General features: G+C 75.3%; 23 protein-coding genes. 10 read left to right on the top strand and 13 right to left on the bottom strand.

Features of this window, described 5'->3' with window-relative positions:
* Positions 1-72 precede the first annotated feature (72 nt).
* Positions 73-1542 carry an NAD(P)H-hydrate dehydratase gene (locus ACPXCB_RS21450; RefSeq protein WP_425877352.1) on the bottom strand — a complete coding sequence of 490 codons (1470 nt, stop codon included), beginning with the start codon at positions 1540-1542 and terminating at the stop codon, positions 73-75.
* Between the two features lie 52 nt (positions 1543-1594).
* The gene (locus ACPXCB_RS21445) at positions 1595-1963 is read right to left on the bottom strand and encodes a holo-ACP synthase (RefSeq protein ID WP_132230942.1); all 369 of its coding nucleotides are present in this window, start codon (positions 1961-1963) and stop codon (positions 1595-1597) included.
* A gap of 176 nt (positions 1964-2139) precedes the next feature.
* Between ACPXCB_RS21445 and ACPXCB_RS21440 the strand changes: the two genes are divergently transcribed.
* The gene (locus ACPXCB_RS21440; RefSeq protein ID WP_425877351.1) at positions 2140-2436 is read left to right on the top strand and encodes a hypothetical protein; all 297 of its coding nucleotides are present in this window, start codon (positions 2140-2142) and stop codon (positions 2434-2436) included.
* 203 nt (positions 2437-2639) lie between these two features.
* Positions 2640-4217 carry an alpha/beta hydrolase gene (locus tag ACPXCB_RS21435; protein ID WP_425877350.1) on the top strand — a complete coding sequence of 526 codons (1578 nt, stop codon included), beginning with the start codon at positions 2640-2642 and terminating at the stop codon, positions 4215-4217.
* 67 nt (positions 4218-4284) lie between these two features.
* Here ACPXCB_RS21435 and glmS read toward each other — a convergent pair whose 3' ends face one another.
* Positions 4285-6198: a glutamine--fructose-6-phosphate transaminase (isomerizing) gene (gene glmS, locus ACPXCB_RS21430; protein WP_425877349.1), complete on the bottom strand. Its 1914-nt coding sequence runs from the start codon at positions 6196-6198 to the stop codon at positions 4285-4287.
* A gap of 204 nt (positions 6199-6402) precedes the next feature.
* On the opposite strand from glmS, the gene ACPXCB_RS21425 reads away from it, so the two are divergent.
* A complete protein-coding gene (locus ACPXCB_RS21425) occupies positions 6403-7593 on the top strand; it encodes a pyridoxal phosphate-dependent aminotransferase (RefSeq protein WP_425877348.1) in 1191 nt (396 codons plus the stop codon).
* A gap of 84 nt (positions 7594-7677) precedes the next feature.
* On the opposite strand, the gene ACPXCB_RS21420 is transcribed toward ACPXCB_RS21425, so the two are convergent.
* Positions 7678-8283, bottom strand: a complete 606-nt coding sequence (locus ACPXCB_RS21420) for a helix-turn-helix transcriptional regulator (protein WP_425877347.1) — start codon at positions 8281-8283, stop codon at positions 7678-7680.
* A gap of 98 nt (positions 8284-8381) precedes the next feature.
* Between ACPXCB_RS21420 and ACPXCB_RS21415 the strand changes: the two genes are divergently transcribed.
* Both ACPXCB_RS21415 and ACPXCB_RS21410 read left to right on the top strand, forming a co-directional pair.
* Positions 8382-11216 carry an FtsX-like permease family protein gene (locus ACPXCB_RS21415; protein WP_425877346.1) on the top strand — a complete coding sequence of 945 codons (2835 nt, stop codon included), beginning with the start codon at positions 8382-8384 and terminating at the stop codon, positions 11214-11216.
* A gap of 2 nt (positions 11217-11218) precedes the next feature.
* A complete protein-coding gene (locus tag ACPXCB_RS21410) occupies positions 11219-11965 on the top strand; it encodes an ABC transporter ATP-binding protein (RefSeq protein WP_425877345.1) in 747 nt (248 codons plus the stop codon).
* 165 nt (positions 11966-12130) lie between these two features.
* Here ACPXCB_RS21410 and glmM read toward each other — a convergent pair whose 3' ends face one another.
* The 7 genes from glmM to ACPXCB_RS21375 all read right to left on the bottom strand — a co-directional run bounded on the left by glmM (position 12131) and on the right by ACPXCB_RS21375 (position 17519).
* Positions 12131-13486 (bottom strand): phosphoglucosamine mutase, encoded by a 1356-nt coding sequence (gene glmM / locus ACPXCB_RS21405; RefSeq protein WP_425877344.1) that lies wholly within the window; start codon positions 13484-13486, stop codon positions 12131-12133.
* A gap of 110 nt (positions 13487-13596) precedes the next feature.
* Positions 13597-14064 (bottom strand): 30S ribosomal protein S9, encoded by a 468-nt coding sequence (gene rpsI / locus ACPXCB_RS21400; RefSeq protein ID WP_121399850.1) that lies wholly within the window; start codon positions 14062-14064, stop codon positions 13597-13599.
* 20 nt (positions 14065-14084) lie between these two features.
* Positions 14085-14528: a 50S ribosomal protein L13 gene (gene rplM / locus ACPXCB_RS21395; RefSeq protein ID WP_425877343.1), complete on the bottom strand. Its 444-nt coding sequence runs from the start codon at positions 14526-14528 to the stop codon at positions 14085-14087.
* 192 nt (positions 14529-14720) lie between these two features.
* Entirely contained in the window at positions 14721-16106 is a 1386-nt protein-coding gene (locus ACPXCB_RS21390; protein WP_425877342.1) for an MFS transporter, read from the bottom strand.
* Between the two features lie 125 nt (positions 16107-16231).
* Positions 16232-16525, bottom strand: a complete 294-nt coding sequence (locus tag ACPXCB_RS21385; protein ID WP_151454581.1) for a hypothetical protein — start codon at positions 16523-16525, stop codon at positions 16232-16234.
* Complete coding sequence (locus ACPXCB_RS21380) at positions 16515-16772, bottom strand: DUF6364 family protein (RefSeq protein WP_132230932.1); 258 nt, start codon at positions 16770-16772, stop codon at positions 16515-16517. Before ACPXCB_RS21380 ends, ACPXCB_RS21385 begins: the two co-directional genes overlap by 11 nt.
* Before the next feature lie 51 nt (positions 16773-16823).
* Positions 16824-17519, bottom strand: coding sequence for a class I SAM-dependent methyltransferase (locus tag ACPXCB_RS21375; RefSeq protein WP_425877341.1), 696 nt, complete (start codon positions 17517-17519; stop codon positions 16824-16826).
* 145 nt (positions 17520-17664) lie between these two features.
* Between ACPXCB_RS21375 and ACPXCB_RS21370 the strand changes: the two genes are divergently transcribed.
* Genes ACPXCB_RS21370 through ACPXCB_RS21350 form a run of 5 tightly spaced genes read left to right on the top strand, consistent with a single transcriptional unit; the run spans position 17665 to position 25226 of the window.
* On the top strand, positions 17665-19788 hold the full coding sequence (locus ACPXCB_RS21370) for a molybdopterin oxidoreductase family protein (RefSeq protein ID WP_425877340.1): 2124 nt from the start codon (positions 17665-17667) through the stop codon (positions 19786-19788).
* On the top strand, positions 19785-21224 hold the full coding sequence (locus ACPXCB_RS21365) for an FAD-dependent oxidoreductase (protein WP_425877339.1): 1440 nt from the start codon (positions 19785-19787) through the stop codon (positions 21222-21224). The genes ACPXCB_RS21370 and ACPXCB_RS21365 overlap by 4 nt, the downstream gene beginning before the upstream one ends.
* On the top strand, positions 21221-23746 hold the full coding sequence (gene nirB / locus ACPXCB_RS21360) for a nitrite reductase large subunit NirB (RefSeq protein WP_425877338.1): 2526 nt from the start codon (positions 21221-21223) through the stop codon (positions 23744-23746). Before ACPXCB_RS21365 ends, nirB begins: the two co-directional genes overlap by 4 nt.
* Positions 23747-23792: 46 nt before the next feature.
* Positions 23793-24137: a nitrite reductase small subunit NirD gene (gene nirD / locus ACPXCB_RS21355; protein ID WP_425877355.1), complete on the top strand. Its 345-nt coding sequence runs from the start codon at positions 23793-23795 to the stop codon at positions 24135-24137.
* Positions 24138-25226, top strand: a complete 1089-nt coding sequence (locus tag ACPXCB_RS21350) for a uroporphyrinogen-III synthase (RefSeq protein WP_425877337.1) — start codon at positions 24138-24140, stop codon at positions 25224-25226.
* 28 nt (positions 25227-25254) lie between these two features.
* Here the strand turns inward: ACPXCB_RS21350 and ACPXCB_RS21345 are convergent, their stop codons facing one another.
* Entirely contained in the window at positions 25255-25878 is a 624-nt protein-coding gene (locus ACPXCB_RS21345) for a GTP-binding protein (RefSeq protein WP_121399860.1), read from the bottom strand.
* Positions 25859-26224: a DUF742 domain-containing protein gene (locus ACPXCB_RS21340; RefSeq protein ID WP_088998388.1), complete on the bottom strand. Its 366-nt coding sequence runs from the start codon at positions 26222-26224 to the stop codon at positions 25859-25861. The genes ACPXCB_RS21345 and ACPXCB_RS21340 overlap by 20 nt, the downstream gene beginning before the upstream one ends.
* Positions 26225-26253: the final 29 nt, after the last annotated feature.

The raw sequence follows: 26253 nt of genomic DNA, 5'->3' as shown, positions 1-26253 counted from the left end.
AGAGCAAGGGTCACATCCACTGCCGCCAGCCATCAGCCCATCACGTACGGACCGACCCGGCCAGCCTCACAGTCAGCCGAGGCGGGCGAGGACCGGGCGGAGGGCGTCGGCCACGTCGGGCGCCGTCACCGGCCCGCCCCGGGCCGCCTCCCGGCCGGCCAGCCCGTGCAGGTACGCGGCGGCGGCCGCCGCCCGCTCCGGGGGCAGCCCGGCCGCGAGCAGCGAGCCGAGCAGCCCGGCCAGCACGTCGCCGGTGCCGCCGGTGGCCAGCGCCGGGGTGCCGGTCGGGTTGACGTACGCCCGGCCGTCCGGCGTGCCGATCACCGTGCGGTCGCCCTTGAGCAGCACCACCGCGTTCATCCAGGCGGCCAGCCGCAGGGTGGCGGCCACCCGGTCGGCGCCCGGTTCCTCCCCGCAGAGCCGGGTGAACTCGCGGTCGTGCGGGGTGACCACGATCGGGGCGTCGCGCGTGCGCAGCCGGCCGGCGAGCGAGCCGTCGACCAGCAGCGTCAGCGCGTCGGCGTCGAGCACCACCGGCACCGGGGCGGCGAGCACCGCCCGCAGTTCCCCGGCGGCCTCCTCGCCGGTGCCCAGGCCGGAACCGCAGACCCACGCCTGCACCCGCCCGGCGTCGGCGACCCGGCCGGTCGCGATCACCGACGGATGCCGGCGCAGCACGTCGGCCCGGGCCGAGCCGGCGTAGCGGACCAGGCCGGTCGGGCCGGCCAGCGCCCCCGCGACGGAGAGCACGGCCGCGCCGGGGTAGGTCGCCGAGCCGGTCGCGACGCCCACCACGCCCCGGCTGTACTTCTCCGAGGCCGGGCCGAGCCGGGGCCACCAGTCGACGACGTCCGACCACTCGGTCACGCCCAACGCCGGGCTGCCCCGCAGCCACGGCTCCAGCCCGATGTCGACCAGCTCCACCTCACCGGCGAGCGCGGCGGCCGGGCCCACCACCAGGGCGGGCTTCAACCCGCCGAACGTCACCGTCACGTCGGCCCGTACCGCGCTGGGGCGGCCCGACTCGGTCAACGGCACTCCCCCGGTGTCGACCGCGACCCCGCTGGGCACGTCCACGGCGACCACGACGGCCGGTGCGCCGTCGCGCCCGCGGTGCCGCACGAGGCTGGCGGCGAGCTGGTCGGCGGTGTCCCGCAGCCCGCCGCGCCCGCCGATCCCCACGATGCCGTCCAGCACCAGGTCGACGGTCCCCGGCGGCCGGTCGACGATTCGCCCGCCCGCGGCCCGCAGCGCGGCCAGCCCCTCCGCGTGCGCCCGGCCGGGGGCCAGCAGCAGCGCCGACACGGCGGCGCCCCGCCGGGCCAGGTGCGCGCCGGCGAGGAGCGTGTCGCCGCCGTTGTCGCCCGAGCCGACCAGCAGCAGCACCCGCGCGGCGTAGACGCCGCCCCGGTCGGCCAGCAGCAGCGCGCAGCGGCGGGCCAGCCCGGCCGCCGCGCGCTTCATGAGCGTCCCGGGCGGCAGCGTGGCCATCAGGCCCGCCTCCGCAGCGCGTACGTCCGCGACCCGCCACACCGATCTCATGCCACCCCGTCCCGTCCGACTCCCGGCGCGCCGCGACCCGGCACGCCCCCGATCACCGCTCCGCGACCACCATCGCCGAGGCGATCCCGCCGTCGTGCGACAACGAGAGATGCCAGCGGTTGACCCCGCGCTCGGTGGCCGCCGCCGCCACGGTGCCGGAGACGGTCAGCCAGGGCCGGCCGTCCGGGTCCGGCACGACCTCGCAGTCGTGCCAGCTCAGGCCGGCCGGGGCGCCGAGCGCCTTGGCGACCGCCTCCTTGGCCGCGAAGCGGGCGGCCAGCGACTCGGGCGAGCGCGGGTTGCCGGAGCGGGTGCACCGCTCGGCCTCCGTGAAGAGCCGGTCGGCGAGCAGCGGTGTCCGTGCCAGGGCCTTGGCGAACCGCTCGACGAGGACGACGTCGATGCCGACAGCGACGATCACCCGCTCACCCTACCGGCGCGGGCGGGCGCACATTAGCCCTCGGCACCGCGCGTGACAACGCCTGTGGACGACGCGGCCGTACGCCGGGCGGGCCGTCGTCCACAGGCCACGCGCGGGGGTGTGGACGACGCCTAGCGTCGCGGCCGGCGATGTTTTCGCGAGGCGGGGGGCCGAGGATGACCGAGGAGCCGTTGACCGTACGACCGGACGCGCTGCGCCGGGCCGCGCGCGGGCTCGACGACGACGCGTACCGGCTGGCGCACGGGCTGGCCGGGGCCTCCGGGCTGGTGGTGCCGGCCCCGGAGTGGTCGACCGGGGCGGCGTCGACCGGGCTGGAGTCGGCCGTGCACGCCTGGTTCGGCGGGCTCGGCGCCCGGGTGGCCCACACGGCCGGGGCGGTCCGTTCCGCCGCCGAGGCGTACGAGGCGGTGGACGACCGGGCGGCCGGCCGCCTCACCGCGCTGTCCCGGTGAACGCGCCGGCACCCCCGGCGCCGGGTCGGTCGGCCCCGGCCGGGCACGCGGTGCGCCCGGTCCCGCCGACGCCCCCGGCACGCCCACAGCCCCCGGCACGCCCTACGCCTCCGACGCGCCCGGCGCACCCCGCCGACCGCGCGGGGGACGTCGGCTACCGGCAGCTGTGGGCGGCCGATCCCGACGCGTGGCGGGCGGCCGGGGTGGCCTGGCGGGGGCTGACCGGCCCGGTGGCGCGGCGGGCCGACGAGCTGGCCGCCGGCGCGGCGGTGCTGCGGTCCGGCTGGTCGGGCGGGGCCGGCGTCGCCGCCGACGCCCGGCTCGCGGCCCTGCGCACCGAGCTGACCGCCGTCTCCCCCGCCCTGATCGAGGCCGACCAGGTGCTGGCCGAGTTCGCCGGCCGGCTGGCCGCCGCCAAGGCCCGGCTCGCCGCCGCGGTGGCCCGCGCCGACGCGGCCGGACTGCTGGTCGACCGGCAGGGCCGGGTCACCGCCGGCCCCGCCCGTGCCCCGGCGACCGCCCGCTCCGGGACGGGCACGGCCGGGACGGGCGCATCCGGAGCCGGCGCGGCCGGGGCCGGGGCGGGCGAGGTGGGTGCGGCGATCCGGGCGGCGCTGGAGCTGGCCGGCGCCGCCGACCGGGAGGCCGCGGGCCGGCTGGACGCGCTGGCCGGCGCCGCCCGCGCGGGCTGGGCCGAGCGGCCGCCGCCCGGCCGCCCGAAGGCCGGCGCCGACCCGGGCGCGGTGCGGGCCTGGTGGGCCGGGCTCACCCCCGCGCAGCGCCGGTGGCTCGTCGCGTACGAGCCGGGGCTCCTCGGCCGCCTCGACGGGGTGCCGGTGGCCGCCCGCGACCAGGCCAACCGGCTGCTGCTCGGGGCGCGGCGGGAGGAACTGCTGGCCGCGCGGCGACGGCTGCTGGAACGGGTGCCGCGCGGGCCGGTCGAGCTGGCCGGGCTGTCGCGGATCGGGAAGTCCCTGGCCGGGCTGGACGCGCTGGCCGCCCGCCTGGCGGGCGACGAGCAGCCCCGGGCGTACCTGCTGGGGCTGGGCACGGGCGGCGAGGGACGGGCGGTGGTGGCGCTGGGCAACCCCGACCGGTCGGCCCGGGTGCTGACCTACGTGCCGGGGATGACCGCCGGCCTGCACGACGTGCCCGGCGAGTTGGGTCGGGCGGCCCGGGTGTTGGCCCGCTGCGCCGCCCTCGCCCCCGAGGAGGAGGCCGCTGCGGTGCTCTGGCTGGACTACGACGCCCCCGACTTCCTGCACGAGGCGGCGTGGCCGGGCCAGGCCCAGAACGCCGGCCCGGCGCTGCACCGGTTCCAGGAGGGGCTGCGGGAGACCCACGACGGGCCGCCGGGCCGACAGACCGTGCTCGGGCACAGCTACGGCTCGCTGGTGGTCGGCACGGCTGCCCGCGATCACGGGCTGGCCGCCGACGCGCTGGTCTTCGTCGGCTCGCCCGGGGTGGGGGTCGCGCACGCGGGCGAGCTGGGCGTGCCGCCCGGGCAGGTCTGGGCGAGCACCGCGCCGGACGACGTGATCCGGTGGGCCCGGCCGCCGGACGAGCTGGCCCGCCGGTCCCTGCTGGGCGCGTCGCCGGTCGGCCCGGCGATCGGGGCACTGCTCGGCGCGCCGGAGCGGGAGCTGTGGTTCGGGCAGGACCCGTCGCACCCGGGCTTCGGCGGGCGTACGTTCCCCAGCGGCCGGCACGGCCACACGGGCTACTGGGCGCCCGACAACCCGGCCCTCGACGGGATGGCCCGGGTGGTGCTCGGCCGCTGACCCGCGCAACGCGGCGGGCCCCGCCCACCGACGCGGGTGGACGGGGCCCGTCGCGGGGCGGCGCCACCTACTCGACCGTGACCGACTTCGCCAGGTTGCGGGGCTGGTCCACGTCGTGCCCCCGGGCGGCGGCGATCTCGGCCGCCAGGACCTGCAACGGCACGGTGGTGACCAGCGGCGCGAGCAGCGTCGGCGTACGCGGCACGTAGATCAGGTGGTCGGCGTAGCGGACGACCGCCTCGTCGCCCTCCTCCGCGATCACGATGGTCCGGGCGCCGCGCGCCCGTACCTCCTGGATGTTGGAGACCACCTTGTCGTGCAGCATGCCCCGGCCGACCGGGGACGGCACGATGCAGATCACCGGGGTGCCCTTGTCGATCAGCGCGATCGGGCCGTGCTTCAGCTCGCCGGCGGCGAAGCCCTCGGCGTGCATGTACGCCAGCTCCTTGAGCTTGAGCGCGCCCTCCAGGGCCACCGGGTAGCCCACGTGCCGGCCGATGAAGAGCACGGTCGGCTCGGACTTCAGGTCGCGGGCCAGCTCGCGGACGGGCTCGATCCGCTCCAGCAGCTCGCGCAGCTTGCCCGGCATCTCCTGGAGCTGGGCGACCACGGCGGCCACCTCGTCGGCGAACTTGATGCCGCGCACCTGGGCCAGGTGCAGGCCGATCAGGTAGCACGCGACGAGCTGGGTGAGGAACGCCTTGGTGGACGCGACGGCGATCTCCGGCCCGCCGTGGGTGTAGAGGACCGCGTCGGACTCGCGGGGGATGGTGGAGCCGTTGGTGTTGCAGATGGCCAGGACGCGGGCCTTCTGCTCCTTGGCGTGCCGCAGTGCCATCAGGGTGTCCATCGTCTCGCCGGACTGCGAGATCACCACGATCAGCGTGGACCGGTCGAGGACCGGGTCGCGGTAGCGGAACTCGCTGGCCAGTTCCACCTCGCACGGGATCCGGGTCCAGTGCTCGATGGCGTACTTGGCGACCAGACCGGAGTGGTACGCGGTGCCGCAGGCGACGATGAAGATCTTGTCGACGTCGCGCAGGTCCTGGTCGCTGAGGCGGACCTCGTCGAGCATGATCTCGCCGGAGTCGGTGAGCCGGCCGAGCAGCGTGTCGGCGATGGCCTGCGGCTGCTCCTCGATCTCCTTGAGCATGAACCAGTCGTAGCCGCCCTTCTCGGCGGCGGAGGAGTCCCAGTCGATGTGGAAGTCCTTGCCGCTGGCGGGCTGGCCGGCGAAGTCGGTGATCTCGATGGTGTCGCCGGTGATCAGGACGATCTGGTCCTGGCCCAGCTCCACCGCCTCCCGGGTGTGCTCGATGAACGCGGCCACGTCGCTGGCCAGGTAGTTCTCCCCGTCGCCCCGCCCGACGACGAGCGGCGAGTTGCGCCGGGCGCCGACCACCGCGCCGGGCACCGCGGCGTCGACGGCGAGCAGCGTGAAGGCGCCCTCCAGCCGCTGGCAGACCACCCGCATGCCGGCGGCGAGCAGCTGCGGCCCGTCGGGGTGGCTGGCGGCGCGCAGGTCGGCCAGCGCGGCGGAGAGCAGGTGCGCGGCGCACTCGGTGTCGGTGTCGCTGCTGAACTGGACGCCGTCGGCCTCCAGCTCGGTGCGCAGCTTGGCGAAGTTCTCGATGATGCCGTTGTGGATCACGGCGACGCGGCCGTCGGGGGCCAGGTGCGGGTGGGCGTTGCGGTCGGTCGGACCGCCGTGGGTGGCCCAGCGGGTGTGCCCGATGCCGGTGGTGCCGTCCCCGATGCCGATCGGGCTGGCCGCGCAGGACGTGGGATCCTCGGCGGCCCGCTCGGAGAGCACCTTCTCCAGGTTGGCCAGCTTGCCGGCCTTCTTCTCGGTCAGCAGCGCGCCGTCGCAGACGATGGCGACGCCGGCCGAGTCGTAGCCGCGGTATTCCAGCCGCCGCAGTCCGTCGAGCACGATGCCGAGCGCCGGGCGCGCGCCGGCGTAACCAACGATTCCACACATGTCCCGCAGCCTAACCCAGTTCCACTCATCGCGCGTGCGCGAAAGCCGGGTAAACGATCACCCAACTTGAGCGATCGGAGGGGAAGCGGCACTCTCCGTGACATAGCTCCGCCGGGCGACGGTGCTGCCGGCGACGGTTACGGGCGGCCGGGGCCGCCCTCGGCAGGGGTTGAAGCCGCGCCGGGAGTCCGTAGGCTGGCGGGCGTGACGACCGCCGACGTGGATCCGCTGGTGGCCCGGATGCGCCCGTTCGGGACGACCGTCTTCGCCGAGATGTCCGCCCTCGCCGTGCGCACCGGCGCGGTCAACCTCGGTCAGGGCTTCCCCGACACCGACGGGCCGCCGGAGATGCTGGCCGCCGCCGCGGAGGCGCTGCGCACCGGGCAGAACCAGTACCCACCGGGCCCGGGCGTCCCGGCGTTGCGCGCGGCGGTGGCGGCGCACCAGCGCCGGTTCTGGGGGCTGGAGTACGACGCGGACGGCGAGATCGTGGTGACGGCGGGCGCCACCGAGGCGATCGCGGCGGCGGTCCTCGGGCTCTGCGAGCCGGGCGACGAGGTCGTCTGCTTCGAGCCCTACTACGACTCGTACGCCGCCTCCATCGCCCTGGCCGGCGCGGTCCGGCGCCCGGTCACGCTGCGTCCCGCCGCCGACGGCCGGTACGCCTTCGACCCGGCCGCCCTGCGCGCCGCGTTCGGCCCGCGTACCCGGCTGGTGCTGCTGAACTCGCCGCACAACCCGACCGGCAAGGTCTTCACCCCCGACGAGCTGGCCCTGGTCGCCGAGCTGTGCCGGGAGCACGGCGCGTACGCGGTGACCGACGAGGTGTACGAGCACCTGGTCTTCGCCGACGCGTCCACCCCGCACGTCCCGCTGGCCACGCTGCCCGGCATGCGGGAGCGGACGCTGCGCATCTCGTCGGCCGGCAAGACGTTCTCCTGCACGGGCTGGAAGGTCGGCTGGGTGAGCGGGCCGGCGGCGCTGGTCTCGGCGGTGCTGCGGGTGAAGCAGTTCCTCACCTTCGTCAACGCCGCGCCGCTCCAGCCGGCGGTCGCGGTGGCGCTGGCCCTGCCGGACGACTACTTCGCCGGCTTCCGCGACGGCATGCAGGCCCGCCGCGACCAGCTCGTCGGCGGGCTCACCGACGCCGGGTTCGAGGTGCTCCCGCCGGAGGGCACGTACTTCGTCACCGCCGACGTCAGCGCGCTGGGCGGGCGGGACGGGGTGGAGTTCTGCCGGTCCCTGCCCGAGCGGTGCGGGGTGGTCGCCGTGCCGACGCAGGTCTTCTACGACGACGCCGAGGCCGGTCGGCACCTGATCCGCTTCGCCTTCTGCAAGCGCCCCGAGGTGCTGACCGAGGCCGTCACCCGGCTTCGCCGGCTGTCCGCGACCTGACCTTCCCGGCGGCCGGCCGCGCTCGACGCCGTCCGCGCCGGGCCAGATCGGTCGGGTCAGGTCAGGTCGACGCGTACCTGAGCGTCAGCCGGCCGCCCGGGTCGGGCCGGTCTCCCGCTCCGGCGACGCCGCCTCGGAGCGGGGCGCCCGGAGCCGGGCGAGCGCCGCGCCGTCGTCGGCGAGCAGCACCTGCTCGGCGTCGTCGACGAAGGCCAGGTCGGCCTCGACGTGTCGACTCGCCGCCGAGAGCAGCAGGCCGACCACGGGGTCGTCGGCCCGGCGGCGCAGCCCGTCGAGGTTGCGCAGCTCCCGCATCAGGTGACCGCGCTGGTTGCCGAGCACCGTGCGTACGGTGGCGGGCTCGCCGGAGCGGGCCGCGGCGGTCACCTTGAGGAAGAAGTCGTCCCGGAACCCGCCGCTGCGCGGGCTGGGCTCGCCGAGCCAGCGCGCCAGCTCGGCCCGACCCTCCGGGGTGATCTCGTAGACCACCCGGTCGGGCTTGACCGGCTGGGGCTGCCGCTCGGCCACCACCAGGCCGTCGCGGGAGAGCCGGTCGAGGATCTGGTAGAGGTGCCCGATGTTGAGCGGCCCCCACTGCGGGCCGACCGCCTCCTCGAAGGCGCCCTTCAGCTCGTAGCCGTAGCTGGGGCCGCCGGCGAGCAGGGCCAGGACCGCGTGCTGTATCGCCACCGTCTACTCCGATCCGACCCGGAGGGATGACCGCCATCGGGCCTTGCATTGTCACAATGTATCGCGCACAGTGTGCTCAGCACACGGGGAGGCGCGACATGTTCGACATCATCTGGAGACAGCTTCGCGGCCGTGCGGGACGGTCGGTGGCGCTGCTGGTCGGCGTACTGGTGGCGACCACCGGTTTCGTCGTGCTGACCGGCGCCACCACCACCTCCCGCCTCGACGTCACGGGCTCCGTCGAGCGGAACACCGACGCCGCCTACGACATCCTGGTCCGCCCGAAGGGCACGCGTACCCCGCTGGAGGCCGAACGCCGGCTGGTCCAGCCCAACTACCTCTCCGGCCTCTTCGGCGGCATCACCACTGCGCAGTACGACCAGGTGAAGGCGGTCACCGGGGTGGACGTCGCCGCACCCATCGCCATGCTCGGCTACTCGACCGCCCCCGTCCCCACCGCGATCGACCTGACCGACACCGTCGACCGCTCGCTCGACCGGCAGGTCATCCGGATCGACCCGCGCTTCGTCGCCGAGCGCGGCCTCTCCACCGCCCCGGGCCACGCCCGGTACGTGTACATCACCACGCACCCGATCATCCACGCCCGTCCTGACAGGCCCTCCAGCAGCGACGCCACCCCCTACACCGACGGCCGGAGCTACCCCTGGGACGACCAGTGTGGTCCCTCCCCGCGCGAGGTCCTGCCCGACGGCCGCACCCACTCGATCTGCGACCGGCGGCACTACATGGGCAGTCTGGGCGCCTACTCGGAGCGGGAGGACTGGACGGTGATGGCGGTGCGGCTGCTGCCCGACGGCCGGTTCGAGGCCCACGTCAACGTCCTCGCGGACGGGGAGGGTCACGGGCCAGGTTACGTGACCACCTCGGACCGGCTCCAGATCAAGTACGACCTGACCGTGCCCTTCCTGCTGGCCGCGGTGGACCCGGCCGCCGAGGACCGACTCGTCGGCCTGGCCGGGACGGTGGTCGAGGGGCGGGCGCTCCGTCCCGACGACTCGGTCGTCGAGGGACGCGAGGGAGGCAACTTCACCGTCCCGGTCCTCACGACCAGCCGTCCCTTCCTCGACGAGGAACTGCGCGTCGACGCCACGCGGCTGCCCGCCGCACGCCCGGGCGGCGTGCCGTTGGCCGATCTGGAGCGGGAGCTGCGGCGGGGGCCGGCGATCCCCGCCGGGGACGCCAGCGCCGACGTCGTCTCCGGTTGGCGTTCCCGGTTGAGCGGGGGCCTCTCCCCGACCGGCTGCTGCTTCGGCCAGCTCCAGGACATCGTGCAGGCCGGGCCCGCGGAGTACGACCGGCTCCCCGACGGCACCCTGCGGGTCCGTCCGCTCCCGCCGGCCGCACCCGAACTCTACGGTGGGCACCAGGACTTCAACCCGTACCCGCGCCCCTGGCTGACGGAGGACGTCGGTGCCCGCCCGCTGCGCGAGCTGCCGCTGAGGAAGTCGACCCCCAAGAAGCCCCTCTGGCGCGACTGGCGGGCGGTGGGGGTCTTCGACCCACAGAAGCTGACCGGGTTCAGCGACCTGGGCAGGGTCCCGCTGGAGACGTACGAGCCGCCGCGGGCCGCTGGCGCCGACGCCGCCAGCCGGGACGCGCTGGGCGGGCAGCCGCTGGAGCCGAGCGGCAATCCCGCCGGCTACCTCGCCGCCCCGCCGCTGCTGCTGACCAGCCTCGCCAGCGTGCCGAAGCTGCTGGCGGGCGGCGGCAGTCCGCAGCTTGCCGCCCCGATCAGCGCGATCCGGGTCCGGGTCGCCGACGTGGGTGGGTACAGCGACCGCGCCGCCGAGCAGGTCCGGCTGGTCGCCGAGCGGATCGCCCAGGTCACCGGGCTCGACGTCGACATCACCCTCGGCTCGTCCCCCGCCCCGCAGGCCGTGGAGCTGCCCGCCGGGTCGTTCGGCCGGCCGGCGCTGCGGCTGACCGAGGAGTGGTCGGCGCTCGGGGTCGCCTCGGTGATCACGAAGGCGGTGGACCGCAAGAGCGTCGCGCTGTTCGTACTGGTGCTGGTGGTCTGCGCGCTCTTCCTCGGCAACGCGGTCGCCGCCGCCGTCCGGGACCGCCGGTCCGAGCTGGCGGTGCTCGCCTGCCTGGGCTGGCCCGCCCGGCGGATCGGCGCGCTGATCCTCGGCGAGGTGGCCACCCTCGGGCTGGCCGCCGGCCTGCTCGCGCTGGCACTGGCCGTTCCGCTCGGGGCCGCGCTCGGCATGGACGTGGGATGGCGGCGGGCGCTGCTGGCCGTACCGGTGGCGCTGCTGCTGGCGCTGGTCGCGGGCCTGACGCCGGCCCTGCGGGCGGCGCGCGCCCACCCGGCCGCCGCGCTGCGCCCGGCGGTGGCGACGGCCCGGTGGGTACGCCGGCCGCGCACCCTGGTCGGCCTGGCCCTGGCCAACCTGGCCCGCACGCCCGGCCGCACCCTGCTCGGGGCCGGCGCGCTGGCCATCGGGGTCGCCGCGCTGACCCTGGTCGCCGCCGCCGGATACGCGTTCCGCGGCGCCATCGTCGGCAGCCTGCTCGGTGACACGGTGTCGCTGAGCGTGCGGGGCGCGGACACCATGGCCGCCGTCGCGACGGTGCTGCTCGGTGCCGCCGCGGTCGCCGACGTGCTCTACCTGAACATCCGGGACCGGGCCGCCGAACTGGCCACCCTGCGCGCGGTCGGCTGGAGCGACGCCGCACTGGGCCGGCTCATCGCCTACGAGGGGCTGGCCCTGGGTCTGCTCGGCGCGGTCACCGGCGCCGGCCTCGGGTTGGCCGGGGCGGCCTGGCTGGTCGGCGCCCTGCCCGGCACGTTGGTCGCGGTCGCCGCGCTGGTGGCGGCGGCCGGTGTCCTGGTCACCTCGGTGGCCGCCCTGGTCCCGGCCGCGCTGCTGCGTCGGCTGCCGACCGCCCGACTGCTCGCGGAGGAGTGACGATGGAGACGACGACGGGCAGCACGGTCCGGGTCGCCGGGCTGGTCCGGCGCTTCGGGGCCGGCCCGCAGCAGGTGACGGCGGTCGACGACGTGTCCCTGGAGATCCCGGCGGGGGCGGTGGTGGCGCTGACCGGGCCCAGCGGCTCCGGGAAGTCGACGCTGCTGCACATGATCGGCGCGATCGAGCAGGTGGACGCCGGCACGATCACGGTGGACGGGCAGGAGATCACCGCGCTCGGCCGCTCCGCCCTGACGCGGTACCGGCAGCGGGTCGGCTTCGTCTTCCAGCGCTACCACCTGCTGCCCGCGCTCACCGTGCTGGACAACGTGGTCGTGCCGGTGCTGCCCCGCCGGGGGCGGGCCGACCACGCCGCCCGGGCCCGGGAGCTGCTCGACGCGGTCGGCCTGGCCGGGCGGGAGCGGGCCCTGCCGGCCCAGCTCTCCGGCGGCCAGCAGCAGCGGGTCGCGATCGCCCGGGCGCTGATGGGCTCCCCCGGGCTGCTGCTCGCCGACGAGCCGACCGGCAACCTCGACTCGGCAACCGGCGGGCAGATCCTCGACCTGCTGCTGGACCTGCGCGACCGGCACGGCATGACGGTCCTGCTCGCCACCCACGAGCGGGCGGTGGCCGCCCGGTGCGACCGGCTCATCCGCCTCGGCGACGGGCGGGTCGTCGAGGACATGGACCTCACCGACGGCGAGGACCCGGCGGCCACCCTCCGGCGCGCCGCGGGCCTGCGCCTGTAGACCGTCCGGCCGGGACGGGCATCGTGGCCGGTCCCGGACGTCGGCGGTGCCGTGCCCGGTGCCGGCACCGCCGACGCGGGGGCCGCACGGCACCCGGCCGCCGGACCGGTCCGGGAAAGGCGACGGCCCGGGCCGCCGATGGCGGGCCCGGGCCGGTGCGAAAGGTCAGGCGGTCGGGCTGGCGGTGCGGACCTGCTCGGCGATGCGCTCGGCGACGCTTCGGGCGACCTGCTCGGTGGCCGCCTCGACCATGACCCGGACCAGCGGCTCGGTGCCGGACGGGCGCAGCAGCACCCGGCCGGTCTCGCCCAGCTCCGCCTCGGCCCGCTCGACCTCGGCCCGGACGGCGGGTGCGGCCGCGCCGACCGTACGGTCGCCGACGGGGACGTTGATCAGCACCTGCGGCAGCCTGGTCACCACGGCGGCCAGCTCCGCGAGGGACTTGCCGGTGGCGGCCAGCCGGGACATCAGGTGCAGCCCGGTCAGCACGCCGTCGCCCGTGGTGGCGTACGCGGGCATCACGATGTGCCCGCTCTGCTCGCCGCCCAGCGCGAGGCCGGACGCGCGCAGCTCCTCCAGCACGTACCGGTCGCCGACCTTGGTCTCCAGCAGGCGGATGCCCTGCGCGGACATGGCCAGCCGCAGGCCGAGGTTGCTCATCACCGTGGCGACCAGGGTGTCGTCGGTGAGCGTGCCGGCCTCCCGCATGGCGAGCGCGAGGATCGCCATCACCTGGTCGCCGTCGACCTCGTCGCCGTCGGCGGTCACCGCGACGCAGCGGTCGGCGTCGCCGTCGTGCGCGACGCCGAGGTGCGCGCCGTGCTCGACCACCGCGGCCCGCAGGGCGTCGAGGTGGTTGGAGCCGCACTCGTCGTTGATGTTGAGGCCGTCCGGCTCGGCGTAGATGGCAACGACCTCGGCCCCGGCCTCCCGGTACACCACCGGTGCCACCTCGGCCGCCGCGCCGTTGGCGCAGTCGACCACGACCTTGAGGCCGTCGAGGCGGTGCGGCAGGGTGCCGATCAGGTGCTGCACGTAGTGGTCCGCGCCGTCGAGCAGGTCGTGCACCCGGCCGACGCCGGCGCCGATCGGCCGCTCCCAGGCGGTGGTGGCGTTCGCCTCGACGGCCGCCTCGATCCGCATCTCGATGTCGTCCGGCAGCTTGTGCCCGCCGGCGGCGAAGAGCTTGATCCCGTTGTCGGGCATCGGGTTGTGGGAGGCGGAGAGCATCACGCCGAGGTCGGCCTTGGCCTCGGCGGTGAGGAACGCCACGGCCGGGGTGGGCAGCACGCCAACCCGGACCACGTTGGCGCCGGCGCTGGTGAGCCCGGCGACCACGGCGGCCTCCAGCATCTCGCCGCTGGCCCGGGTGTCCCGCCCGACCACGGCCAGCGGGGGATGGCTCCGGTCCGACTCGGCGAGCGTGTGGGCGGCGGCGACCGCCACCGCCAGCGCCAACTCAGGCGTGAGATCCGCGTTCGCCCGCCCGCGTACGCCGTCCGTGCCGAACAACCGGCCCATACCCGCCAACCTCCGATGAAACGGTCCAGGAAAGGCGAACGGCCGGGCCACCTCCCGTCGAGGAGAGGTGAACCCGGCCGTCCGTCAGAAGTACAACGCGCCGCTGATGATCAGCGCTTCGAGTACTGAGGAGCCTTACGGGCCTTCTTGAGGCCGTACTTCTTGCTTTCCTTGACCCGGGCGTCCCGGGTGAGGAAGCCGGCCTTCTTCAGCGCCGGACGGTCGTCCGGCTCGCTGACGATCAGGGCCCGGGCGATGGCCAGGCGCAGCGCGCCGGCCTGACCGGTGGTGCCGCCGCCACGCAGGTTGGCGATGACGTCGAAGGCCTCCGGCTTCTCGGCGGTGACCAGCGGGTCCTTGATCAGCTGCTGGTGCACCTTGCTCGGGAAGTAGGCCTCGAGGTCACGGCCGTTGCACGTGATCTTGCCGCTGCCGGGGACGATGCGCACCCGGACGATGGCCTCCTTGCGCCGACCCACGGTCTGGATCGGGCGGTCACCACGCGGCGCGCGGGCGACGGGCGCCGGCGCCTCGGTGGCCTCCTCGGGGGCAACCTCGGTCTCGGTGATGTCGGTCATGCTGTTTCCTTCGCCCGCGCTCACTGCGCGATCTGCTTGATCTCGAACGGCACCGGCTGCTGCGCGCCGTGCGGGTGCTCGGCACCGGCGTAGACCTTCAGCTTCTTGATGAGCTGACGGCCGAGCTTGTTGTGCGGGAGCATGCCCTTGACGGCCAGCTCGATGGCCCGCTCGGGACGCTTGGTCAGCAGCTCGTCGTAGCCGACCTGCTTAAGACCACCCGGGTAGCCGGAGTGGCGGTAGGCGACCTTGGTGTGGCGCTTGTTGCCGGTCAGCGCGACCTTGCCCGCGTTCACGACGACGACGAAGTCGCCCGTGTCGACGTGCGGCGCGAAAGTCGGCTTGTGCTTGCCGCGCAGCAGCGTGGCGGCGTGGGTGGCCAGGCGGCCCAGCACGACATCAGAGGCGTCGATGACGTGCCACTGACGCTCGATCTCACCCGGCTTCGGGCTGTACGTACGCACAGGTATACCTTGTCTCGTCGTCGGTCTGGGGTCGCGCGCCGAGGTTACCGGGCGCGCACGAACGACCAAGCGTACCTCAGGCGGCACGCCTCTGGATGTCGTACAACAGCAGGCAACGATACCCGCCGCCCCGTCGGCAGGTCAAAACGGGGTACCGCCCCCGCCTGGCCCCCCGAGGATACATGGCGGCGGTCACACGCCGGTCAGCCGGCGCGGGCCCGGCCGCAGATAGACCAGCCAGGTCACCCCGAAACAGAGCGCGTACGCGACGATGAAGGCGACGTACGCCGCGTCCGCGCTGCCCCCGGTCAGGAACGACTGCCGGAAGGCGATGTTCACCAGCACCCCGCCGGAGGCCCCGACCGCCCCGGCGATGCCGATCACCGAGCCGGTCATCCGCCCGACCCGGCGCTGTGCCGCGACCGCCTCCCGCCGACCGGCGTCCACCTCCGCCGTCGCCCGGGCCCGGAAGATCGCCGGGATCATCTTGTACGTCGAGCCGTTGCCGATGCCCGAGAAGACGAAGAGCGACAGGAAGCCGAGCAGGTAGAGCCCGAACGACCGCTCCCGGGCGGCGTGGAGCACCAACGAGGCGCCGGCCGCCATCGCGACGAAGTTCCAGAAGGTCACCCGGGCCCCGCCGAGGCGGTCGGCGAGGTGCCCGCCGACCGGCCGGATCAGCGAGCCGACCAGCGGGCCGAGGAAGGTGAGCCAGGCGGCGTCGACCGGGGTCGGGAAGCGCTCGGCGAACTGGAGCTGGAGCACCTGACCGAAGGCGAAGCAGAAGCCGATGAACGAGCCGAAGGTGCCGACGTAGAGCAGCGACATGATCCAGGTGTGCGGGTCGCGGGCCGCCTCGCGCAGCGCGCCGGGTTCGTTGCGCGCCCCGGAGATGTCGTCCAACCCGCGCGCCGCGGCGAGCGCGGCCAGCACGATCAGCGGCAGGTAGACCGCCGGCACCAGCCGGGGGTACGCGGCCCCCGCCGTCGCCAGCACCGCCAGGCCGACCAGCTGCACCGCCGGCACGCCGAGGTTGCCGCCGCCGGCGTTGAGCCCGAGCGCCCGGCCCTTGAGCCGAGACGGATAGAACAGGTTGATGTTCGCCATCGAGGAGGCGAAGTTGCCCCCGCCGACGCCGGTCAGGCAGGCCAGCACCATCAGGGTGGAGTAGGAGACCCCGGGCTCCAGCAGCACCGTCATCGGCACGGCCGGGACGAGCAGCAGCAGCGCGCTGACGATCGTCCAGGTCCGCCCGCCGAAGCGCGCCACGGCCAGCGTGTAGGGCAGCCGCAGCGTCGCCCCCAGGGCCGCCGGCACGGCGGTGAGCAGGAACTTCCCCGCCGGGTCGATGCCGTACTCGGGGCCGAGGAAGAGCACCGTCACCGACCAGAGGCTCCACACGGAGAAGCCCACGTGCTCGGCGAAGATCGAGACCCAGAGGTTGCGGCGGGCGACCGGCGCCCCGGTCGTACGCCAGAAGTCGGGGTCCTCGGGCCGCCAGTCGTCGATGCGGTGCCGGCGGCCGACGGCCGGCGGAACGGCCTCGGCCGGGGGTGTGGTGGGGGCCAGTGTGCTCACGGCGACTCCTCCTCGTCGGGTGCGACCTGGAGGAACGCTAGGAATCCGGGATTACCCCGGGGTGCCCGTCGCGGGTCGGGCGGGAAACGGAGACCGCACCGGGGGCGGATGCCGCCGGTGAGATGTCAGAGTTCCTGGAGGATGCGCAGCGCCCGGCCGACCCTGAGCATGGTCCCGGTGTCGGCGACGTCCACGCACTCGGTGAACCACTTCTTCATCGGCGAGGAGATCCGGTCGGGCATCACCACGTACGCGCCCATCGGCACCGCCAGGGGCGAGTCGCGCAGCAGCGCCTCCTCGACCACCTCGACCACGATCACGATCGGCACGTCGGTGGAGTTGTAGACGTCGGAGCTGATCACCAGTCCGAGCCGTTCCCGGGCGCCGTCGATGCGCCAGACCTCGCCCCTACGCAGCACGCGGGCGCCCGCCGAAGAGCGCGTCGTCGACCATGCCCACCTCGCGGGCGTCGGCGAGGGCGGCGGCTTCGAGGTCGAGCCCGGCCCGGCCGACGGCGGCGGCGTGCGCGGTGAAGACCTCGCGCAGCGCCTTCTCCCGGGCCGCCTGGTCCATCCACGCCGACAGGGAGAGCCCCTCGCGCTTGGCGAACCGCCGGGCCTCCTCGATCGTCTCGTCCGAGAACGACAGGGTCACCTTGGCAGTCATGCCGTGGAGACTACCCAGCGGTATGACCAGCAGTCATCCCGTCGGCCCCGACTATTCGCGACGGCCGCCGAACACGGCAAACCGCCACTGCTTGAAGAAGCAGTCGACGTCGACCAGGCCGGCCTCGGCCAGCCAGCGGCACTGCGCGGCGACCGGCGCCGGCCGGTCGTACGCCATCCGGCCCTCGGCGGCGGCGATCTCGTCGGCGTCGGAGCCCAGCGCGGCGACCTGCCCCAGCCACACCTCGTGGTAGCGCCGGTCGAGCGCGGGGGTGGGGCCGGCGACCTGCTCGGCGTTGACGAAGACGCCGCCGGGCACCAGCGCCGATGGCACCCGCCGGTAGAGCGCGCGCTTGCCCGCGTCGTCGAGGTGGTGGATGGCCAGCGCGCTGACCACCGCGTCGTAGCGGCCGGCGGGCAACTCCCCCGCCAGGTCGGCCCGGACCGTCCGGTGCGCGACGCCGCGGGACCCCAGGTGCTCGGCGGCGACGGCGAGCATGGCCGGCGCGGCGTCGACCAGGGTCAGCCGGACTCCCGGCACCGCCGCCGCGAGCAGCAGCGACAGCAGCCCGGTGCCCGCGCCCAGGTCGAGCACCTCCGGGGTACGCCCGGCGGCGAGCGCGGCCCGCAGCGGCGGCGCGGCCACCTCGACGGCCGTGCCGTAGAAGGCGTCGAAGCAGGGCACGAGGCGCCGGCGGGCCTCGTCGTAGCTGCCCGCCGCCGCGTCGAAGGCCTCGGCCACGCCCATCGCGCCTCCCATATGTCAGGATTGTTGTCCCATATTGTAAACACGTGAGCCGGCCCGGTGCCCGCGTGCGGTGTGAGCGGCTCTTGACAGGACCGAAACAGACGGGACCCGGACCGGAAATGGCCCCCCGGCACGCTTTGCCGACATGACAGACGGTGCACACGCGGCGACCGGACCGGGGCGGACGCCCCGGGAGGTGGCGACGCACTGCCCGTACTGCGCCCTCCAGTGCGGGATGACGCTGCGCGAGGAGTCCGGCCGGGCGACGGTGCTCCCCCGGCAGTTCCCCACCAACCAGGGTGGCCTCTGCCAGAAGGGCTGGACCGCCGCCGAACTGCTCGACCACCCCGAGCGGCTGACCACCCCGCTGCTGCGGGACCCGGCCGGCGGCGAGCTGCGCCCGGCGAGCTGGGCCGCCGCCCTCGACCGCATCGTCGCCGGCCTGCGCGCCGTCCAGCAGGGACACGGCCGCGACGCGGTGGCCGTCTTCGGCGGTGGCGGGCTCACCAACGAGAAGGCGTACGCGCTGGGGAAGTTCGCCCGGGTGGCGCTGCGCACGAGGCACATCGACTACAACGGACGGTTCTGCATGTCCTCGGCGGCGGCGGCCGGGATGCGCGCCTTCGGCATCGACCGGGGCCTGCCGTTCCCGCTGGCCGACCTGGGCCGGGCCGACACGCTGCTGCTGGTCGGCGCCAACCCGGCGGAGACCATGCCCCCGCTGGTGCGCTGGCTGACCGCGCAGCGCGAACGCGGCGGCCGGCTGATCGTCGTCGACCCCCGGGTCACCGCCACCGCCCGCCAGGCCGACCTGCACCTGCAACCCCTGCCCGGCACCGACCTGGCGGTGGCGAACGCGCTGCTGCACGTCGCGCTCACCGAGGGCTGGGTCGACCGGGACCACGTGGCCGCCCGCACCACCGGCTTCGAGGCGGTCCGCCGCAGCGTGGCCGGCTGGTGGCCGGCCCGCGCCGAGGCGCTCTCCGGGGTGCCGGTGGCCGACCTGGAGGCGACCGCCCGGGCCCTCGGCACCGCCGAACGCGTGATCATCCTGACCGCGCGGGGCGCCGAGCAGCACGCCAAGGGCGTCGACACCGTCACCGCATTCGTCAACCTGGCGCTCGCCCTCGGGCTGCCCGGCCGCCCCGGCTCCGGCTACGGCTGCCTCACCGGGCAGGGCAACGGGCAGGGCGGACGCGAGCACGGGCAGAAAGCCGACCAGCTCCCCGGCTACCGCAGGATCGACGACCCGGCCGCCCGGGAACACGTCGCCGGGGTCTGGGGGGTGCCGGCCGACGAGCTGCCCGGGCCGGGCGTGCCGGCGTACGAGCTGCTGGACTCGTTGGGCACGCCCGCCGGGCCGAAGGCGCTGCTGGTCTTCGGCTCCAACCCGGTGGTCTCCGCGCCCCGGGCCGCCCGCATCGAGCGCCGGCTACGCGATCTCGACCTGCTCGTGGTCGCCGACTTCCTGCTCTCCGAGACCGCCGCGCTCGCCGACGTGGTGCTGCCCACCGCCCAGTGGGCCGAGGAGGACGGCACGATGACCAACCTGGAGGGCCGGGTGCTGCGCCGCCGCGCACTGCGCCCGCCGCCGCCCGGCGTCCGTACCGACCTGGAGATCCTCGCCGACCTCACCGCCCGCCTCCAGGGTGGTGCCGGTGGGGCGGACGCCGGCGATCCGCGGGTCGTCTTCGCGGAGCTGCGGCGGGCCTCGGCCGGCGGGATCGCCGACTACGCCGGGGTGAGCTGGGAGCGGATCGACGAACGCGACGGGGTGTTCTGGCCCTGCCCGGCCGAGGACGGCCCGGACACCCCCCGGCTCTTCGCCGACCGCTTCCCCACCCCCGACGGGCGGGCCCGGTTCCACGCCGTGGAGCACCGGCCGGCGGCCGAGGAGGTGTGCGCCGAGTACCCGCTGCACTTCACCACCGGCCGGGTGCTCGCGCAGTACCAGTCCGGCACACAGACCCGCCGAGTCGCCGCGCTGCGCCGGGCCGCCCCGGACGCGTTCGTCGAGCTGCACCCCGACCTGGCCGGGCGGCTCGGCATCGGCGACGGCGAGCCGGTGCGGGTGGTCTCCCGCCGGGGCGAGCTGCGCGCGCCGGCCCGGCTCAGCACCGCCATCCGGCCGGACACCGTCTTCGCGCCGTTCCACTGGGGCGGCGCCGCGCGGGCCAACTCGGTCACCAACGACGCCGTCGACCCGGTCTCCGGGATGCCGGAGTTCAAGATCTGCGCCGTCCGGCTGGAGAGGGTGGACGAGCCGTGAGCGAAAGTGTCGTGATCGTCGGCAACGGGATGGCCGGTTCGCGGCTGGCCGGCGAGCTGCACGCCCGGGGCGGGGACCGGAAGGTCACCGTGCTCGGCGCGGAGCCACACCGGGCGTACAACCGGATCATGCTCTCCACCCTGCTGGCGGGCAAGATCGGCGAGCCGGACGTGGAGCTGGCCGAGGCCGCCGGGCAGGGCGTCGACCTGCGTACCGGCGTGACGGTCACCGCCGTCGACCGCGCCGCCGGCACGGTCCACACCGACGACGGCGACCGCATCGCGTACGACCATCTGGTGCTCGCCACCGGCAGCCGGGCCGTGGTGCCGCCGCTGCCCGGGCTGGACGGGCCCGGGCTGCCGGAGCGGGTGGTGCCGTTCCGCACGCTGGACGACTGCCGGCGGATCCTCGCCGTGGCCGGCGGCGCGCGCAGCGCCCTGGTGCTCGGCGGCGGGCTGCTCGGGCTGGAGGCGGCCCGCGGGCTCGCCGCCCGGGGCCTCGACGTGGGCGTGGTGCACCCGGTGCCGTACCTGATGGAGCGCCAGCTCGACCCGGCCGGCGCGGCCGTCCTGGCCGGCACGCTCGCGGGCCTCGGGGTGACCACCCACCTGGCCGTCGCGGCCACCGGGGTGGTCGCGGACGCCGGCGGGGTACGCCTCGACCTGGCCGACGGCCGCTCGCTCACCGCCGACCTGCTGGTCCTCTCCTGCGGGGTACGCCCCGACACCGCCCTCGCCCGCGCGGTCGGGCTGGCCGTGGAGCGGGGCGTGCTGGTCGACGACCGGCTGCGCACCAGCGACCCGCGCATCTCGGCGATCGGCGACTGCGCCCAGCACGACGGCGCCCTCACCGGGCTGGTCGCCCCCGCCTGGGCGCAGGCCCGGGTGGTGGCGCAGGTGCTCACCGGGGAGGACGCGGGCGCCCGCTACCGGCCCCGGCCGGCGGTGACCCGGCTCAAGGCAGCCGGCATCGACCTCGCCGCCATGGGCGATCCGGGCGACGGCGGGACCGGCGAGGAGCTGACCTTCGCCGACCCGTCCCGGGGCACGTACGCCCGGCTGCGCATCCGCGACGAGCGGTTGACGGCCGCGATCCTGCTCGGCGACAACCCGGCGGTCGGCACGGTCATCCAGCTCTTCGACCGGGGCCAGCCGGTGCCGGCCGACCGGCGTGCCCTGCTGCTCGGCCGGGCGTCCGGCGCGGCGGCATCGGCGCCGGCCGCGACACCGGCGCTGATGCCGGACGCGGCGACCGTCTGCCAGTGCAACGACGTCAGCAAGGGGGCGCTGGTGGGCTGCTGGCGTGCCGGGGCCCGGACCGTCGACGCCGTGGTCGACGCGACCCGGGCCGGCACGGGGTGCGGCGGCTGCCGGGACGCGGTCGCCGGCATCGTCGGCTGGCTGTCCGAGGTGGATTCGGCGGAGGTGGCGTCATGAGCGAGCGAAGCAGCAGGTTGGTGGTCGTCGGCAACGGCATGGTGGGGCAGCGCTTCGTCGACGCGCTGCGCGCCCGTGACCCCGAGGGGCGGTGGCGGGTCACCGTGCTCGCCGAGGAGGGCCGCCCGGCGTACGACCGGGTGCGGCTCTCGGCGTTCTTCGACGGGGTCGGCGCCGAGGAGCTGAACCTGCACACCCCCGACGACGGGGTGGAGCTGCGCCTGGGCGAGCCGGCCACGGCGATCGACCGGGAGCGGCGGCTGGTACGCACCGCGACCGGCGAGCACCCGTACGACGCCCTGGTGCTGGCCACCGGCTCGTCCGCGTTCGTGCCGCCGGTGGCCGGCGCGTCCCTGCCCGGGGTCTTCGTCTACCGGACGCTGGACGACCTGGAGGCGATCCGGGAGCACGCGCGCGGCCGGCGCACCGGGGCGGTGATCGGCGGCGGGCTGCTCGGGCTGGAGGCGGCGAACGCGCTGCGGCTGCTCGGGCTGGACACCAGCGTGGTGGAGTTCGCGCCCCGGCTGATGCCGGTGCAGGTGGATCAGGCCGGTGGCGCGATGCTCCGCCGGTACGTCGACGAGCTGGGCGTGACCACCCACCTGGGCGTGGCCACCACCGCCGTCCGGCCCGGCCCGGACGGCACCGTCGCCGGGCTGGAACTGGCGGACGGGAGCGTGCTCGACGCCGACCTGGTGGTGGTCGCGGCGGGCATCCGGCCCCGCGACGAGCTGGCCCGGGCGGCCGGGCTCGTCCTGGGCCCGCGCGGCGGCGTACTGGTCGACGACACCTGTCGTACCGCCGACGAGCGGATCTGGGCGGTCGGCGAGTGCGCGGCGGTCGACGGCGTCTGCCACGGCCTGGTCGCCCCCGGGTACGCGATGGCCGAGGTGGTGGCCGACCGGCTGGTGGGCGGGGCGGCCACCTTCCCCGGCGCGGACACCGCCACCAAGCTGAAGCTGCTCGGCGTGGACGTGGCATCGTTCGGCGACGCGCACGGCACGACACCGGGCTGCCTCGACGTGACGTTCACCGACCCGGCCACCCGGGTCTACGCCAAGCTGGTCCTCTCCGACGACGCGCAGACCCTGCTCGGCGGGGTGCTGGTCGGCGACGCGAGCGCGTACCCGACGCTGCGGGCCAGCGTCGGCGGCCCGCTGCCCGCGCCCCCGCTGGCGCTGCTCGCCCCCGAGGGCGCGGCGGGCGCGGGCGCCGGCGCGCTGCCCGCCGCCGCGCAGGTCTGTTCCTGCAACGCGGTGACCCGCGCGGACGTCGACGCGGCGATCGCCGGCGGCTGCGCGGACGTGCCGGCGCTGAAGGCGTGCACCCGGGCGGGGACGAGTTGCGGCTCCTGCGTGCCGATGCTCAAGCAGCTGCTCGACGCGGCCGGCGTGCGGCAGTCCACGGCGCTCTGCGAGCACTTCGATGTCAGCCGGCAGGAACTCTTCGACATCGTCCGGGTCCGGGGCATCCGCACCTTCTCGCAGCTCGTCGCCGAGCACGGGCGAGGACGCGGCTGCGACATCTGCAAGCCGGTGGTCGCCTCGATTCTCGCCTCCCTCGGCACCGGGCACGTGCTGGACGGGGAGCAGGCGTCGTTGCAGGACACCAACGACCACTTCCTGGCCAACCTGCAACGCGACGGCAGCTACTCGGTGGTGCCCCGGATCCCGGGCGGCGAGATCACCCCGGAGAAGCTCATCGTGATCGGCGAGGTGGCCCGGGACTTCCAGCTCTACACCAAGATCACCGGCGGGCAGCGGATCGACCTGTTCGGGGCCCGGGTCGATCAGCTGCCGCAGATCTGGCGCCGGCTGGTCGACGCCGGCTTCGAGTCCGGCCACGCGTACGGCAAGGCGCTGCGCACGGTGAAGTCCTGCGTCGGCGAGACCTGGTGCCGGTACGGGGTGCAGGACTCGGTCGGGCTGGCCGTCGCCCTGGAGCTGCGCTACCGGGGGCTGCGCGGCCCACACAAGATCAAGTCGGCGGTGTCGGGCTGCGCCCGCGAGTGCGCCGAGGCGCGCAGCAAGGACTTCGGCATCATCGCCACCGAGACCGGCTGGAACCTCTACGTCGGCGGCAACGGCGGCTTCCGGCCCCGGCACGCCGACCTCTTCGCCACCGGCCTGTCGACGGAGGCGCTGGTCCAGCTCATCGACAGGTTCCTCATGTACTACATCCGCACCGCCGACCGGCTGCAACGCACCGCCGCCTGGATCGAGGCGATGGAGGGCGGGCTGGACCACCTCCGCGCGGTGATCGTGGACGACTCGCTCGGCCTCTGCGCCGACCTCGACGCTGCGATGGCCCGGCACGTCGACTCCTACTCCGACGAGTGGCGCGACGTGCTGGAGGACCCGGTCCGGCTGCGCCGGTTCGACTCCTTCGTCAACGCCCCCAGGGTGCCCGACCCGTCCATCACGTTCGCGCGCGAGCGGGGCCAACCGGTCCCGGTGGGCCCGGCGCAGGCCGACGAGGGCCGGCAGCCGGTCACGCTGGGCATGCCGGAGGTGCGGCGATGACCACCACGACGCCGAGACTGCCGGAGGTACGGCGATGACGATCACGATGCCCAACCCGACGCGCACCTGGACGCCGGTCTGCCCGCTCGACCGGCTGGATCCCGACCGGGGCGTCGCCGCGCTCGTCGACGGCGTGCAGGTGGCCCTCTTCCGCACCGCCGACGGGCTGTTCGCCCTCGACAACCGCGACCCGGTCGCCGGGGCGTACGTGCTGTCGCGGGGCATCGTCGGCAGCCGGGGCGAGGTGCCGACGGTCGCCTCGCCCCTGCACAAGCAGGTGTACGACCTGCGCACCGGGGTCTGCCTGGACCTGCCCGGCGTCGCCGCGCCGCGGCACGACGTGCGCTGCCGGGACGGCCTGGTCGAGGTGCGGCTGCGACAGGAGGAGTGAATGCGCGACGAACTGGCGGGCTTCACCATCGGGGTGACCGCCGACCGCCGGCGGGACGAACTCGCCGCGCTGCTCCAGCGGCGCGGCGCCCGGGTGGTGATCGCCCCCGCCCTGCGGATCGTGCCGCTGGCCGACGACACCGACCTGCGGGAGGCCACCCGGGCCTGCCTGGACCGGCCGCCGGACGTCCTGATGGCCAACACCGGCATCGGCATGCGCGGCTGGTTGGAGGCGGCCGAGGGCTGGGGACTGGCCGAGCCGCTGCGCGCCGTGCTGTCCGACGCGTACGTGGTGGCCCGGGGACCCAAGGCGCGCGGGGCCATCCGGGCCGCCGGCCTGCACGACCAGTGGTCACCCGACTCGGAGAGCTGCGACGAGGTGATCGAGCACCTGTGCCGGCGCGGCGTGGCCGGGCAGGTGGTCGCCATGCAACTGCACGGCGAGCGGCAGCCCGAGTGCACGCTGGCGCTGGAGGCCGCCGGGGCCACCGTGATCGAGGTGCCCGTCTACCGCTGGGCGCCGCCGACCGACCCGGCCCCGCTGCACCGGCTGATCGACCTGGTCGCCGGCCGGCTGGTCGACGCGGTCACCTTCACCTCGGCCCCGGCGGCCGAGGCGCTGCTGCGCGCCGCCGGGGACCGCTCCGAGGCCGTGCTGGACGCGTTCCGGGGCGACGTGCTCGCCAGTTGCGTGGGCGCGGTCACCGCGGAGCCGCTGCTGCGGCGCGGGGTGCCGGTCAGCGCGCCGGCACGGGCCCGGCTGGGTGCCCTGGTCCGGACCATCGTCGACGAACTGCCGCGCCGGACGGTCACCCTGAAGGTGGCCGGTCACCTGCTCACGCTGCGCGGGCACGCCGCCGTGGTCGACGGCGAACTGCGTCCGCTCGCACCGGCGCCGATGGCGGTGCTGCGGGCGCTGTGCGGCTCGCCGGGTCGGGTGCTGTCCCGGACCGCCCTGCTGCGTACGCTGCCGCGCGGCGCCGACGAGCACGCCGTGGAGATGGCGGTGGCCCGGCTGCGCGCCGGGTTGCGCGCGCCCCGGGTGGTGCAGACGGTCGTCAAGCGCGGCTACCGCCTCCGGGTCGACTGACGCGACCCGGAGGCGGCAGCCGTCAGGCTCAGCCGACCGGCGCCGGGTAGCCCCGTCCCTGCTCGGCCTCGAGGCGGAGCATGGCGTGCTCCACGACGGTCACCAGCACCTGCTTGACCGCGTCCCGGTGCCGGGCGTCGGTCAGCACCAGCGGCACGTCCGGCGAGATGGCCAGCGCCTCGCGGACCTCCTCCAGCTCGTACTGCGGTGCGCCGTCGAAGCGGTTCAACGCCACGACGTACGGCAGCCTGCGGTTCTCGAAGTAGTCCAGCGGCGCGAAGGCGTCGGTGATCCGGCGGGTGTCCACCAGCACGGCCGCCCCCACGGCGCCCTTGATGATCTCGTCCCACATGAACCAGAAGCGGGTCTGGCCGGGCGTGCCGAAGAGGTACAGGATCAGGTCCTCGGCCATGGTGATCCGGCCGAAGTCCATGGCGACCGTGGTGGTCTGCTTCCCCGGCACCTTGGACGGGTCGTCGATGCCGACACCGGCCGCGGTCATCACCGCCTCGGTTCTCAGCGGGGTGATCTCCGAGATCGCGCCGACCAGGGTCGTCTTGCCCACGCCGAAGCCACCCGCGACCACGATCTTCGCGGAGATGATTCCCCGGTTTCGGCGGGCCCCGGCGGGGTCATAGCCTGCGAAGTCCACTTAGCACCCTTCCAAGGATTTCCATCCGCTCCTCGAACCCCTCGGCGGGAGCGGCAGTGTGTAGCGTCAGCAGGCTCTCGGCCACCATGTCGGCGACCAGCACCCGGGTGACGCCCAGCGGCATCCGGGTGTACGCGGAGATCTCGGCCAGCGACTGCGCCCGGCCCTCACAAACGGTGGCGATGCGGTGCTTGTCGTGCCCCGCGAAGCGGGCCTCCGCAGCCTGTGTCGCGCTGGCCGTCAGGACCGCCTCCAGGGCGATGTCCATCCGGGCCTCGGTCCGGCCGCGGGTGACCGCGTACGGCCGTACCAGCGCACCACGTGGGTCCACGCGCCGTTGGTCCATCGACGATCACCTCCTCTCCCGGCCGGGCC

Origin of the sequence: Micromonospora sp. DT62, from assembly GCF_049847285.1 — a bacterium.
Classification (GTDB): Bacteria; Actinomycetota; Actinomycetes; order Mycobacteriales; family Micromonosporaceae; genus Micromonospora; species Micromonospora reichwaldensis.
Note: the sequence above shows the minus strand (reverse complement) of the source record. Positions and strands in the feature narration are given on the sequence as shown.